This window comes from Komagataeibacter xylinus, from assembly GCF_031081985.1.
GTDB classification, from domain to species: domain Bacteria; phylum Pseudomonadota; class Alphaproteobacteria; order Acetobacterales; family Acetobacteraceae; genus Komagataeibacter; species Komagataeibacter xylinus_E.
In genome coordinates this window covers 1-13,185 of sequence record NZ_JARWSK010000003.1, presented here as the reverse complement: position 1 = coordinate 13,185, position 13,185 = coordinate 1, and the positions used below count along the sequence as shown (strand labels likewise).

The window sequence follows — 13,185 nt, the reverse complement described above, 5'->3', positions numbered from 1 at the left end:
GGCCGCCCCGCCTGCCGAAAGGATTGACGTGCCCCGCCCCAGCGGGCACGAAGTAGCTCAAAACCGGATCGGACACACCTCAAGGCTGGGCGCGGTCCGTCATGCATACCTGAAACGGGAGTAACTCCATCATGCGTCGCCTGTCCCTTCTTCTTGGTCTTGGTCTGCTGACAGGATGCGCTGGTGGCCATCCGGGCAAGTATGTCGTGTTCTTCACCCCCAATTCCGCCCAGCTTGATGCCCCGGCCCAGACCGTGATCTCTCAGGCGGCCCAGCGCGCGGTGACAAACCATTCCAAGGTGCGCGTTGAAGGCTATGCCGCCGCCAGCCATGACCTGTCGGCTGATGAACTGCTGGCCATTGACCGCGCCAAGATCGTGGCCCGCCAGCTTGCGGTTGACGGCGTGGATGCAGGCCGTATCAGCCAGCAGCCGCGTGGCCCGATGAACAACGAGGACGGTGCGCTGGCCTCGCGCCGTGTCGAGATCGAGGTCGGTGGACACTGAGCGAAAGTCCCGCTTTTCATGATATGACGGCGCCTGAAGGCAGCACGCGCGACCCGCGCGCGGTGCTGGCCGAGGTTTTCGGCTTCCCCGATTTCCGTGGCCTGCAGCAGCAGGCGGTGGCGGAGGTCATGGCCGGGCGCGACTGCCTGGTGCTCATGCCCACCGGTGGTGGCAAGAGCGTGTGCTATCAGGTGCCCGCCCTTGCCCGGCCCGGCACGGGGCTGGTCATCTCGCCCCTGATCGCGCTGATGGATGATCAGGTTGCCGCCCTGCGGCAGCTTGGCGTCAATGCGGGCGCCCTGCATTCCGAGCAGGAACCCGAGGACGCCGCCCGCGTGCGCTCTGACCTGATGGCAGGTCGGCTCGACATTCTCTACGTCTCGCCCGAGCGCCTGCTTTCGCCGGGCATGCTCGACCGGCTCGGGCGGCTCACGCTCTCGGTCATCGCCATTGACGAGGCGCACTGCATCTCGGCCTGGGGGCATGAATTCCGCCCCGAATACCGCGAGCTTGCGGCATTGCCGCAGCATTTTCCCAATGTGCCGCGCATAGCCCTTACCGCCACGGCGGACGCGCGCACGCGCAGCGACATTCTTGAAGCCCTGGCCATGCCCGATGCCACGGTGCTCAAGGCCAGTTTCCACCGCCCCAACCTCGATATCGCGGTCAAGCCCAAGACATCGGAAATCCGCCAGCTTACCGCCATTCTCGACCGGCACCGGGGGGCGGCCTCCATCGTGTATTGCGGCAGCCGCAGCAAGACCGAGCGCGTGGCGCGTTCGCTGGCGGGCAAGGGTTATGCGGCGCTACCGTTCCATGCCGGCCTCTCGCCGGTGGAAAAGCGCGCGGCACTGATGCGCTTCCGCTCGGGCGAGCCGGTGGTGATCGTGGCCACCATCGCCTTTGGCATGGGCATTGACCGGCCCGATGTGCGCGCCGTGGTGCATCTGGACATGCCATCCTCGCCTGAAGGGTATTACCAGCAGATCGGTCGTGCCGGGCGCGATGGCGAGCAGGCCGAGACCGTGCTGCTTTATGGCGGCGATGACATGGCCCGCGCACGTTACTGGCTGGAGCAGTCCAACGCGCCTGATGCGCAGAAACGCATCATGAGCGCGCGGCTCGAGGCCATGATCGCCCTGACCGAAACCACGGGCTGCCGCACCCAGGCGCTGCTCTCGTGTTTTGGCGAGGAACTTGATGAAGCCTGCGGCCATTGCGACAACTGTCGCAGCCCGGTGGCCACATTTGATGGCACGGTGGCCGCGCAGAAGGTGCTCTCGGCCATCTACCGCACCGGCCAGCGCTTTGGCGCGGTGCATGTTGCAGGCGTGCTGCGGGGCAAGGCTTCGGACATGACGGCGCGGCACGGGCATGAAAAGCTGAGCGTGTTTGGCATTGGCCGCGACCGGCCCGAGCCGTTCTGGCGCGGCGTGATCCGCCAGCTCATCGCGCGCGGGGCCATCAGGGTTACGGGCGAATACAATGCCCTTGCCCTTGAAGAAGGCCGCGCGCGCCCCATATTGCGCGGCGAGGAGCCGATCATGCTGCGCGAGGACGCGACCGAGGATCTCAAGGCCGCGCGCAGTACCGGTGGCGGCACGCGCCCTGCCATGGCCGACCTCACGCCCGAGGCCGCTGCCCGTTATGAGGCGCTGCGTAGCTGGCGGCTGGGCGAGGCGCGTGAACAGGAAATTCCGCCCTATGTCATTTTTCATGATGCGGTGCTGCATGATATTGCCCTCGAGCGCCCGACCACGCTTGATGAGCTTGGCATGATCCGTGGCGTGGGCGGCTCGAAGCTGGCCCGCTATGGCGAGGCGGTGCTCGATGTGCTGGCGCAGACCGGGGCCTGAGACCATCCCGGCCGCCATTTTGCCCCCAGATCAGGAACAGCTTGCCCATGCGTTGCCCTTTTTGCGGACATGACGACACACAGGTAAAGGACAGCCGCCCGCATGAAGATGGGGCGGCCATCCGTCGCAGGCGCATCTGTGGCTCATGCGGGCAGCGCTTCACCACCATCGAGCGCGTGCAGTTGCGTGATCTGGTCGTGATCAAGGCCGATGCGCGGCGCGTGCCCTTCGAGCGCGACAAGCTGGCGCGTTCGGTCAAGGTTGCCCTGCGCAAGCGCCCGGTTGATGCCGAGCGGATCGAGCGGATCGTCACCGGGCTGGTGCGCAGGCTCGAGGCGATGGGGGAGACGGACATCCCCTCACGCGATATCGGGCGGCTGGTCATGGAAACGCTGCGCGAAATTGATTCGGTCGCCTATATCCGCTTTGCCAGCGTGCACTGGGATTTCCGTGAAACCAAGGATTTTGCTGATATCCTTGCCACGATTTCGACCGCCGGGCCGGGCGGGAGCAGCGAGGACTTTCCGCCTTCCGGCCCGAAAGACAAAGATTGAACTGGACCCCGCCGCCCAAAGAGGCGATGAAGCCGTGATTTTGCAGCAACGCCACAGCAGGAGTAACGCGCCATGACACAGACAGACGGCGACCGGCAGCCCAAGGTCCGTTCCCGCACCGCTTCACGCGTGGCAGCGGTGCAGGCCCTGTTCCAGATCGAGCAGGGGCATGAAGGGGCCGAGCAGGTCATCAACCAGTTCAACCGCCACCGCCTTGGCGGGGCCGGGTCTGAATATGCCGAAGGCCAGGTGCCCGAGGCCGATGCCCGGTTGTTCGGCATCGTGGTGCGCGGGGCCATCGCCCGGCAGGAGCGCATCGATGCGCTCCTGCACGAGATCCTGCCCGCGTCGTGGCCGCTGGCCCGCCTTGACCCGGTGCTGCGTGCGATCATGCATGCGGCGGCCGGCGAGATGCTGGCCGCAGATCCCGCACCCGCGCGCGTCATCATCAACGAATACATGGATATCGGCCACGGCTTCCTGGCCGGTGACGAGCCGCGCATGCTCAACGGCGTGCTCGATGTGCTATCGCGCCGGGTGCACGAACCAGCACCCGCCGCCCCGGCCGAGGCAGCGCAGGACGTCGTTGATGAAGCCCCCGACAGCCCGGCTTCCTGAAGCGGGATAAGGAGGGCGGCCATGGCACCGGATCGCGCCAGGGAGGATGGCCTGCCAGCCGAATTCGGCTTTATTGCCCGCGTGTTCCGCCCGCTGGCAGGCGATGGCGCGCTGGACCTGCGCGATGACGCGGCCGTGTTCACGCCCCCTGCGGGCCAGCAACTTGTCGTTGCGGCGGATGCCATGGTCGAGGGCGTACATTTTTTGCCCGATGACCCGTCGCACACCATTGGCCGTAAACTGCTGCGCTGCAACCTGTCCGACCTTGCAGCCATGGATGCGACGCCCTTGGGCTACCTGCTGACCGTATCCATGCCCCCTGCGCGGGATGAGGCGTGGTTTGCCGGTTTTGCAGCGGGCCTTGCGCAGGACCAGCGGCAGTTTGCCATTACCCTGCTGGGTGGCGATACCACCGCCACATCCGGCCCGCTGGTGCTCTCGCTCACCATACTGGGGCATGTGGCGCCCGGCATGGCGCTGCGGCGCAATACCGCACGGGTGGGTGACGGCCTGTGGGTGACCGGCACGATTGGCGATGGCGCCATGGGCCTGCTGGCCCGGCAGGGGCAGGTGCCCGACCCCGATGGCTTTCTGGCCAGTCGCTATCAGTTGCCACGCCCGCGGCTCGGGCTTGCGCTCGGCGGCATTGCCTCGGCCGGCATGGATGTGTCGGACGGGCTGGTGCAGGACCTGGGGCATATGGCGCGCGAGAGCGGGGTGGGGGCCATCATCGAAGCCCCACAGGTGCCGCTTTCGCCCGCCGTGCGCGCGCTCGGCCCTTCATGGTTGCCCCAATGCCTGACGGGTGGCGATGATTATGAACTGCTGCTGGCCGTGCCCCCCGCGCAGGAAAGCCGCCTGCTGGCCCATGCGGCCCGCGTGGGTGTTGCCGTGACCCGCATTGGCCAGATCGTGCCGGGGAGCGGCGTGCGGGTGCGTGATGAAGCCGGGCGGGACATAAAGCTGGCCCGCCGGGGCTGGAGCCACGTCCAGCCCTGAAACACAAGAACACCGCCTTTTTGAAAAAAGGCGGCACCCAAAAACTTTTATTCTCCCTTACTCTTCCAGCGGGCGGTCATACACCCGGTAGCGCTTGCACGGCTCGGGCGTGATGCGCTCGATCAGGCGGCGCATGGACGTGTTGGTTTCCAGCACCCAGCCCAGCTCGATGGTGCGGTAGGGCAGGCTGCGGCCACGCTTCATGAGTTCGGTAATGGCAAGGGCGGGCATGATCGCGCCAAGGGCCGTGCCATCAAGCACGGAACTCACGCCAAGCAGGATGACGCGGGCCGAATGGAACTCGTGGCGCAGCAGCCGCTTGCCCAGCTTGAGCCAGCCCAGGGGTGAGGGAGCGCCATTCAGGTCAGCCGAGATGTCGAACACGTTGGGCACCACCAGCGCCACGCACACAGGCGTGCCCGCCTGCTCGATCAGCACGAAGTGCTCGGGCTTGAGCAGGGGCTTCATCTCCACGATCATGGATTCGATGTCTTCGCGCGCCAGCGGGATCGAGCCCCAGTTATTGCGCCAGGCATCGTTGTAAAGCGCACGCAGGATCTCGCCATCTTCCTTGATGCGGTCCATGCGCAGGCCGCGCGTGGTGACATTGCCCAGCCTGCCTTCGCCCAGCCGCAGGCTGGCGGGCACGAGATGGGCTTCCTCTGCATCAGGCCCGGTGTGCATCTGGTAGGCCACGAGGTCGCGCACCTTGGTGCAGCCGCAGGCATCCATCATGCCCGGCAGCCATTTGGGGTGCCACGGCATGGCCACCATGGGCAGGGCGTGGTGGCCTTCAAGCATCAGCCCGAACTCGCCATTGCTGTCGAGCGTCTGGGGGCCGCGCATGGTCTTCATGCCGCGCTGGCGCAGCCAGGTGCCGGCGGCATCCAGCAGGGCGGACACCACCTCAAGGTCGTCAATCGCATCGAACGCGCCAAAGAAGCCGATCGGCGCGCCATAATGCTCCATCGAGACCGGATCGATCTGCGCCGAGATACGGCCTACGGCCCGCCCGCCGCGCATGGCGAGAAAATACTGTGCCCGCCCGTTGCGGAAAAAAGAATTCTTGCGCGGGGTGAGCAGGTCGCGCTGGGTCAGGTCAAGCGGCGGCACATAGCCTGGCAGCCCCGCATAGAGGTGGCGGGGCAACTGGATGAAGGTGGTCATCTGACGAAAACCGGAAACGGGTACGATAGTAAGACGATCGGTTTCGTTCATGACCGGTTCGTTGCATCCTGAACATTACCGGCATCGACCTTCATTCCGTGGCAAAACGGGGCAGGCTATGCAGGCATGGGTTGAAAGAAATGATTCGGTGGTCCGTCCTGTTGTTGTGCTCATGGCACAGATGGACCCTGAAAAGGAAGATGGACAATGACAGTAAGCTCTGCATCACGCACGGATGAAGGCCGATATGTGCTCATTACGGGGGCCTCGAGCGGGATAGGAGCGGAACTGGCATGGCTTTATGCAGCCCAGGGGCGCCCGCTTGTGCTGTGGGGGCGCGACGCGGAGCGGCTCGAGGCGGTGGCGGCGCGCGCGCGTGGTTGCGGCGTGGCGGTCCAGACCCGCGTGCTCGATCTGGCCGATGGGGCCGCCGCCATCGCGGCCCTGCGCGCCGATGATGCGGCCCACCCCATTGGCATCGCCATCCTCGCCGCGGGCCTTGGCGACATGCGCCGCAGCGATGACGTGGTGGAAAAGGCGGAGGACGTGCTGCGGCTGGGGCTGGTCAATTACGCCACCCCTTCCGCCATGGCGGCGGCGGCGGCCGAATGCATGGTGCCGCGCGGGCGGGGGCATATCGTCATGCTTGCTTCGGTCGCGGCGTTTCATGCACTGCCGTTTGCTGCGGCCTATTCCGGCTCAAAGGCAGGGCTCAAGCGCTTTGCCGAGGCCCAGCAGATGGCCCTCGCCCCTTTGGGCATCGGGGTGACCCTGGTCTCGCCGGGGTTTGTCGATACGCCCATGAGCCGCCGCGTGGTGGGAGCCAAGCCCTTCCTGCAGAGCGCGCCGTCTGCCGCCCGCCGCATTGCGCGCGCGGTAGCGCGTAACCAGCCCCATCTGGTCTTTCCGTTCGTGTTCTCGGTGCTGCGGCTGATTGACACATTGGTGCCGTGGCCGCTCAAGCGGCGCATCCTTTCCGCCATCAGGGCGGACCAGACGGACTGATTTCCAGCCATGCGCCGGGTATAATAAAATGTATTTTAGTCCTGATCGCGGCGATTATGGCCATTTTGTGACCTCGATCAATGAAATGCCGACCCGGCTGGTCTTTTTTCATATCCGAGACGTGAACCCACGGGCCTGCGAAGCTTCAATTCATCTGCCTGTTGCATGGAATGCCGGGGACAGGCACACTTGCAGGCCATTTTTATTACAATAATGCGGGCAGCAATCTGCCGTATGGCCACGGAGCGTGACCGGACATGAAAGAGATCGTAGCAGTTGACATTGGTGGAACCCATGCGCGGTTCGCCATTGCCCAGGTGGACCAGGGCCGTGTCGTCACGCTGGGGGAGGCCACGACCCTCAAATGTGCCGATCACGCCAGCCTGCAACTGGCATGGGAAGCCTTTGCCCGCGTGGTCGACCGCCCGCTGCCCAAGGCGGCGGGCATTGCCGTAGCATGCCCGATCAAGGGCGATATCCTCAAGCTGACCAACAACCCGTGGGTGATCCAGCCTGCGTGGCTGCCGGTCAAGCTGGGGGTGGACGAACTGATCCTGGTCAATGACTTCGGCGCGGTGGCCCATGCCGTGGCACAGGTGGGCGCGGACAGCCTCCAGCATATCTGCGGGCCTGACGTTCCGCTGCCCGAGCAGGGCGTGACTACCGTGGTGGGGCCGGGCACGGGGCTGGGCTCGGCTTACATCGTGCGGCGCAAGAAGGGTTACTTCGTGTGCGAGACCGAGGGCGGGCATATCGATTTCTCGCCGCTCGACCCGCTGGAGGACCGGATCCTGACCGTGCTGCGCCGCCGTTACCGCCGCGTGTCGGTCGAGCGCGTGGTGTCCGGACCGGGCCTTCTGAACCTGTATGAGGCGATTGCCGAAATGGGGGAACTCTCGGTCAAGGCGCGTGATGACAAGGCCCTGTGGACCATGGCGCTGGAAGGTTCTGACCCCGTGGCTGCCGCAGCCCTCGAGCGGTTCTGCCTCAGCCTGGGCACCGTGGCGGGCGACCTTGCGCTGGCGCAGGGTGGCAGTGCCGTGGTGATTGCCGGCGGCCTCGGGCTGCGCCTGGCCAAGCACCTGCCCAATTCAGGCTTTGCCGAACGTTTCGTGGCCAAGGGCCGGTTCGAGGGCATGATGTCGGACATGCCGGTGAAGCTGATCACCTACCCGCAGCCCGGCCTGCTGGGTGCGGCCGCAGCCTTTGCCGAGGCTTACCGCCAGGACTGACAGCCGGTTTGAACAATGGCTGACTGATAAAAAAGAATAAAAGCATCCGATGCCGCCTTTTTCCAAAAAAGGGCGGCATTTTTTTTAGGGATTGGCTGAAGCCCGCGCTGCCACCAGCTTCAGCCGCGCCACAGATGACCGGGCATGGCATCGTAATGCCGGGTCAGGAAATCAAGCAGCAGGGCGAGAACCTGCCCCATATGCTGCGGGTCATGCCGGGCATGGCGGGCGAGTTCTGGCAGGGGGCGCTGGTCAATCATCGCGCCAATGAGCACACGCTCGTAACGGCCCCCGATAATATCGTGAATATACCGATACCGGTTGATCGACCCGCTCCGCCCGTTGAGCGGGCGGCGTGACAGGCCGAGCGATGTCCGGTCAAACAGCGGGTCTTCAAGCCCCATCACGCCAATCCGGTAATCCGTGGCCCAGAACCGTGCTGCCTCGGCCTGGCGGGCCGTAATGATGCCATCATGGCGCAGGGTCTCGATAAGGACGGGGAGTGTCGGATCAGGATCCGGCTGCGCGCCATGGGCGGTTGTCTGGGCAGTCAGTGGCGCAGGACTGTCGGCAGGCAAGGGGCGTACTTTCATGATCGCGTAAGGGTGTATCATCTTCGCGTTGCGGCGGGTGGTCAATCACATGATGTATGCCGGTGCCGCCTTCCCATAAAAAAACGGCATCACCCGGGTGCAGGTGATGCCGTAAGTTTCCGTGGGCAGAGTTGGGAAATCGACGGTTGGGATTCTGTCGGGTGACCCACGGGTTGCATTCTTGATAATGATAATCACTATCATTATCAAGATAAAAATTGACGCCAGCTTCCCCCGCTGCTGCTGGACCCGCTCCCCAAAACGTGGTGCCATGACCCACACCTTCAAAGCAGGCAGGGAACAGCATGGCCATTACACCGCTTGAGGTCGCGGCACGGGGAACGGGAGGGCGTCGTGGCGCCGACATTCTTCTGGAAATTCTGGAAAGTGAAGGGGTTCGCTATATCTTTGGCAATCCCGGCACGACCGAACTCCCCCTGATCGATGCCCTGCAGCGCCGCCCGGACCTGAAATACATCCTGGCCCTGCAGGAGGCGAGCGTGGTGGCCATGGCCGATGGCTATGCGCAGGCGGCAGGCCGCCCCGGCTTTCTCAACCTGCACACGGCGGGCGGGCTGGGGCATGGCATGGGCAACCTGCTCAATGCCAGCGTATCGCAGACACCGCTGGTGGTGACGGCGGGCCAGCAGGATTCGCGGCATACCATTTCCGACCCGCTGCTGTTTGGTGATCTGGTCAGCATCGCAACCCCTGCCGTCAAATGGGCGCAGGAAGTGCTGCATGCCGACCAGTTGCCCGTGCTGGTGCGCCGTGCCTTCAACGATTCGATGGCAGCCCCCTCGGGGCCGGTTTTCCTGTCGCTGCCCATGGATGTGATGGAGGAGGCCAGCGATATCGACATCGGCAGACCCTCTGTCATCAACCGCGAGGCCATAGCCGGTGGCCTGCCCGAACTGGCCCGCGCGCTGGCGGCCATCGCGCCGGGGCGGCTGGCCATTATCGCGGGCGATGAGGTGCATGGTGCAGATGCCGCAGCACAGGTCGCCGCGGTGGCCGACATACTGGGGGCGCCGGTTTATGGCGCGTCATGGCCCTCGCGCATTCCGTTCGCCACCTCATGCCCGCTCTGGGCAGGCAACATGCCCACGCGCGCGACCGATATTGCCAGCCGCCTTGCGGATTATGATGCGATTTTCGCGCTCGGCGGCAAGTCGCTCATCACCATCCTTTATTCCGAAGGTTCGCCCGTGCCGCCGGATTGCGCGGTGTATCAGGTCTCGGCCGATGCGCGTGACCTTGGCCGCACATTCCAGACGCCGCTCTCCCTTGTGGGTAATATCCGCGCCTCGCTCGATGTGCTGCTGCCGCTGTTGCAGCGCGAGACGGAGCCGAACCGCGCGGCCCATGTCGCCGCGCGCGAAAACGTCGTGGCGGCCCGCACCCGCAGGCGCCTTGAGGCCGAGGAACTGGTGGCGGCTCATCAGGATGATGCGGTCATTGCGCCCTGCGTTGCCGCCCACGAGGCCGTGCGCGCCATTGGCCCCCAGGTTGCCATTGTGGATGAGGCGATTGCCACGTCATCCTACACGCGCATGTTCCTCAACAGCGACTGGGCGGCGCAGTATTCCTTCCTGCGCGGCGGCGCGCTGGGCTGGGGCATGCCGGCTGCGGTGGGGGCCTCGCTCGGGCTGGGGGGCGAGCCGGTGGTCTGCCTTGTGGGTGATGGCGCGGCCCTCTATTCCCCGCAGGCGATCTGGACTGCGGCGCATGAGCAGTTGCCCGTGACATTCGTGGTGATGAACAACCGCGAATATAACGTGCTCAAGGGCTTCATGCGCGGGCAGACGCATTATGTCTCGGCCCGGCAGGGGAATTTCCTGGCGATGGATCTGTGCGATCCGCCCATTGATTATCAGGCGATGGCGACTTCATACGGGCTCGAGGCCCGGCAGATCACGCGGGCAGCCGATATTGCCCCGGCCATTGAGGCCGCCATGGCGTCGGGGCGGCCCAACCTTGTCGAGATCGTGATCAGTACGGTCTAGCGGGCGGGGGAGCTGCACGAAGCGGGCATGGCCTCGGCCCGCTCGCCACCGGGATTGACCTTCAGGGTCAGGCGCATGACGGCAGCCGCCAGATGCGCGCCACTCGTATGCATGGTCGCCTTGATGTCGACGCCGTGGTTGTTATCAAGCACCGCCACGTTGCGGCCCCGGCCAATCGTGCCCTCGGCCCGCACCGACCAGTACGTGCCATTGATGTCGGACAGGCGGGCGAGGTTATAGACCTTTCCTTCGCCCCGCAGCGTGCTGTAGCCGATTCCCACAGCGCCACCGCCCGTAATCTTGACCGGGTAGGAATGGCCGCCAAAATAAAGCCGCCCCTTGCCCCATGAATAGCCACCGGCAAGGGCTGCGTCATGCAGGCGAAAGCACAGCGAAGCCGTTGGCTGGCCCAGCGCATCAGCCGCCCAGGCGGAAGGAGCGGCCAGTAGTCCTGCTGCAAGAAGGACGGGGGCGGAAAGAAGAGCTGGGCGCACGATATGTTCCTGTTACGATAGGCTGGCTGGGAGCATGAAGGTCGTCACTGGGCTCCGGCATGGTTGACCGGGTTCGTCCTTTGTTTTTCAGTTGATTATCATCAAAAGGCAACCCCTGTCTGTTTCATGCCCTCTGCCTGCATGACAGGAAGGGAAGGAAACACTGCGATGCATCCTGTAACATTTGCCCCGCGCCGCATGCGGCATGACAGTCCCGATTGCGGGCCTGCCCTGCGGCGCATCCGCGCGGATGCGCCTTTTGTCTATGGCCTGACGAATTATGTCGCCGCCGCCCTCAGCGCCAACGTGCTGCTTGCCGTAGGGGCGGCTCCCGCCATCGGGGCGGCACCCGGCTGGCCTGTGGCCTTCGGGGCGCAAGCTGGTGGGCTATGGGTGAACGCGGCGGGGCTGATCAACGCGACAGAGCACGACATGCTGGCCGCAATCGATGCGGCCAATGCGGCAGAAGTGCCATGGGTGCTCGATCCCGTCGCCATGGGGGCGGGTGTTGCGGAATATGATGATATCATTCGCCGCCTGGCGGCATGCAGGCCCGCTGTCATTCGTGGCAATGCCAGCGAGATCATGGCGCTGGCAGGTGGTGCTGCTACCGCGCGCGGGGTGGAGACAACAGCCTCGATCACGCAGGCCGTGCCGCTGGGGGTGGCGCTGGCGCGCAGGTCGGGCGCGATCGTGGCCATCAGCGGGCCGGAGGATCATGTCCTTTCCCCTGATGGTCAACAGATCATCATACCGGGCGGCCATCGCTGGCTGACGGCCGTAACAGGCGCAGGCTGCGCCCTTGGTGGCCTGATTGCAGCGGGCCTTGCGGTGACGCCTGCTGATCCGCACGAGCGGCTGACAACAGTAGCCGCCGTGCATGCCCTTTATGCCCGCGCGGCGGAAATGGCGGCCGGACCCGCGCAGGGGCCAGCCTCCTTCGCCACCGGGTTTGTTGATGCTCTGGCGCAGCTACAGGGCAGGGCGGACGACTAAATCAGGAAATATCGGCCATGAGAGAGACATGCGCCGCGATGATCTTCCAGCCATCGGGCATGCGCACCCATGTCTGGCTCTGCCGCCCGATGCGTTCGCTGCCATGGCGGCGGAATTCCAGGTCAACCGTGCCCAGATCCGTGCCAATGGCGGTGATGTGCCGCCGCAGCACATCGCGCGGCGGCGAACCGCCCGTGCGGTTGCGGCGGAAAGCGGCAATCTCGTCATAGCCATAAAGCGTCTCGCCCACGCCATACCGCACCGTTTCAGGCCCGTGATAGAACAGGGTGTCGAGTTCAGGGATGTCGTTTTCACCCAATGCACGTTCGTAGCGGTCGGACATGGCGGTCAGTTCCGCCACGATTTCACTGCGATTCAGGTCCGGAGGCATGTGGTTCTCCCTCAATGGATAGGACTGGTCAGGATGCCGAAGCAGGTGGAGTGGTATGCGGCGCTTCATCCGTCACGTTGATAACAGCCTCATCAGAAATCGATACCACTTCCGACGGCGGGCGATGGGCGACCTCATCCGTTTTGCGGCTCAGTTCGTTGATGACCGTTTTCAGCTCGGTCACCTCGTCACGCACGTCATTGAGAATTTCCATCAGCGCCGCGTGGTCTTCCGCCGCGCGCTGGTCCGCGCCCCGGCTCAGAACCGCGTTGCCCACCATCAGCGCGGGCAGGGCAACAAGCTGAATGCAGTTGCTTATATAGAGCAGCGTGTTCTGCCATGCGGGCGCGGCGAGCGGAATGAGCGAAAAAACCAGAAAGCCGTAAACGCACCAGATGCTGCCGAATATGAAGGTCATGCGTACGGCAACGCGCTCATTGACCTCGCTGATGAGGGAAGATTTGGGAGACTGATTCGTCATGAGACCCAGCTTTTGCAATGAATGACTGTGATTTCAGGCGGTATGTCTCAAAACATGTCGCTTTGCGCCTGCCTTAAATGGATAGGATTTATGCCACAGATGGGGGAAGCCTGTTTTTGCAGATTGTTTTTTATGGCCCGCAATTCGCAGTCTGATGCCGTTTTTCAGGCATATGCCCGCATGCAGGAACAGGTTTTTTCGCTCATTCCGCATTTTTCTGATTGACGCTGGGGTGTGTGGGTCCTATATCCCCAATCACCGGCGGCGCTGAGGAAACTTCTTGAGCT

Annotated in this window: 15 protein-coding genes; 9 read left to right on the top strand and 6 right to left on the bottom strand. The window is 64.2% G+C overall.

What is annotated here, in order from left to right; genetic code table 11:
• Nucleotides 1-131 precede the first annotated feature (131 nt).
• The 5 genes from QEG70_RS06265 (at nucleotide 132) to thiL (ending at nucleotide 4,533) form a co-directional block, all read left to right on the top strand.
• Complete coding sequence (locus QEG70_RS06265; RefSeq protein WP_061272688.1) at nucleotides 132-506, top strand: OmpA family protein; 375 nt, start codon at nucleotides 132-134, stop codon at nucleotides 504-506.
• 23 nt (nucleotides 507-529) lie between these two features.
• Nucleotides 530-2,362, top strand: a complete 1,833-nt coding sequence (gene recQ / locus QEG70_RS06260; protein ID WP_308719890.1) for a DNA helicase RecQ — start codon at nucleotides 530-532, stop codon at nucleotides 2,360-2,362.
• A gap of 47 nt (nucleotides 2,363-2,409) precedes the next feature.
• Nucleotides 2,410-2,916, top strand: coding sequence for a transcriptional regulator NrdR (gene nrdR, locus QEG70_RS06255; protein WP_308719889.1), 507 nt, complete (start codon nucleotides 2,410-2,412; stop codon nucleotides 2,914-2,916).
• Between the two features lie 72 nt (nucleotides 2,917-2,988).
• Complete coding sequence (gene nusB, locus QEG70_RS06250) at nucleotides 2,989-3,534, top strand: transcription antitermination factor NusB (RefSeq protein ID WP_308719888.1); 546 nt, start codon at nucleotides 2,989-2,991, stop codon at nucleotides 3,532-3,534.
• A gap of 21 nt (nucleotides 3,535-3,555) precedes the next feature.
• Nucleotides 3,556-4,533 carry a thiamine-phosphate kinase gene (gene thiL, locus QEG70_RS06245; RefSeq protein WP_308719887.1) on the top strand — a complete coding sequence of 326 codons (978 nt, stop codon included), beginning with the start codon at nucleotides 3,556-3,558 and terminating at the stop codon, nucleotides 4,531-4,533.
• 57 nt (nucleotides 4,534-4,590) lie between these two features.
• Here thiL and QEG70_RS06240 read toward each other — a convergent pair whose 3' ends face one another.
• Nucleotides 4,591-5,751: a hypothetical protein gene (locus QEG70_RS06240; RefSeq protein ID WP_308719886.1), complete on the bottom strand. Its 1,161-nt coding sequence runs from the start codon at nucleotides 5,749-5,751 to the stop codon at nucleotides 4,591-4,593.
• 156 nt (nucleotides 5,752-5,907) lie between these two features.
• Between QEG70_RS06240 and QEG70_RS06235 the strand changes: the two genes are divergently transcribed.
• Nucleotides 5,908-6,705 (top strand): SDR family NAD(P)-dependent oxidoreductase, encoded by a 798-nt coding sequence (locus tag QEG70_RS06235; protein WP_308719885.1) that lies wholly within the window; start codon nucleotides 5,908-5,910, stop codon nucleotides 6,703-6,705.
• Between the two features lie 257 nt (nucleotides 6,706-6,962).
• Nucleotides 6,963-7,937, top strand: a complete 975-nt coding sequence (gene glk, locus QEG70_RS06230; RefSeq protein WP_308719884.1) for a glucokinase — start codon at nucleotides 6,963-6,965, stop codon at nucleotides 7,935-7,937.
• A 119-nt stretch (nucleotides 7,938-8,056) separates the two neighbouring features.
• On the opposite strand, the gene QEG70_RS06225 is transcribed toward glk, so the two are convergent.
• Entirely contained in the window at nucleotides 8,057-8,515 is a 459-nt protein-coding gene (locus QEG70_RS06225) for a hypothetical protein (protein ID WP_308719883.1), read from the bottom strand.
• Between the two features lie 60 nt (nucleotides 8,516-8,575).
• Nucleotides 8,576-8,803: a hypothetical protein gene (locus tag QEG70_RS06220; protein WP_308719882.1), complete on the bottom strand. Its 228-nt coding sequence runs from the start codon at nucleotides 8,801-8,803 to the stop codon at nucleotides 8,576-8,578.
• A gap of 32 nt (nucleotides 8,804-8,835) precedes the next feature.
• On the opposite strand from QEG70_RS06220, the gene QEG70_RS06215 reads away from it, so the two are divergent.
• On the top strand, nucleotides 8,836-10,536 hold the full coding sequence (locus tag QEG70_RS06215) for a thiamine pyrophosphate-binding protein (protein WP_308719881.1): 1,701 nt from the start codon (nucleotides 8,836-8,838) through the stop codon (nucleotides 10,534-10,536).
• On the opposite strand, the gene QEG70_RS06210 is transcribed toward QEG70_RS06215, so the two are convergent.
• Complete coding sequence (locus QEG70_RS06210; RefSeq protein WP_308719880.1) at nucleotides 10,533-11,030, bottom strand: hypothetical protein; 498 nt, start codon at nucleotides 11,028-11,030, stop codon at nucleotides 10,533-10,535. The two genes, QEG70_RS06215 and QEG70_RS06210, sit on opposite strands and share 4 nt — an antisense overlap.
• 168 nt (nucleotides 11,031-11,198) lie before the next feature.
• On the opposite strand from QEG70_RS06210, the gene thiM reads away from it, so the two are divergent.
• The gene (gene thiM / locus QEG70_RS06205) at nucleotides 11,199-12,026 is read left to right on the top strand and encodes a hydroxyethylthiazole kinase (protein WP_308719879.1); all 828 of its coding nucleotides are present in this window, start codon (nucleotides 11,199-11,201) and stop codon (nucleotides 12,024-12,026) included.
• A gap of 1 nt (nucleotide 12,027) precedes the next feature.
• Here thiM and hpxZ read toward each other — a convergent pair whose 3' ends face one another.
• Together hpxZ and QEG70_RS06195 are read right to left on the bottom strand one after the other, a co-directional pair.
• Nucleotides 12,028-12,417: an oxalurate catabolism protein HpxZ gene (hpxZ, locus tag QEG70_RS06200; RefSeq protein ID WP_308719878.1), complete on the bottom strand. Its 390-nt coding sequence runs from the start codon at nucleotides 12,415-12,417 to the stop codon at nucleotides 12,028-12,030.
• Nucleotides 12,418-12,445: 28 nt separating this feature from the next.
• Nucleotides 12,446-12,898 (bottom strand): hypothetical protein, encoded by a 453-nt coding sequence (locus tag QEG70_RS06195; RefSeq protein ID WP_308719877.1) that lies wholly within the window; start codon nucleotides 12,896-12,898, stop codon nucleotides 12,446-12,448.
• Between the last annotated feature and the right edge of the window lie 287 nt (nucleotides 12,899-13,185).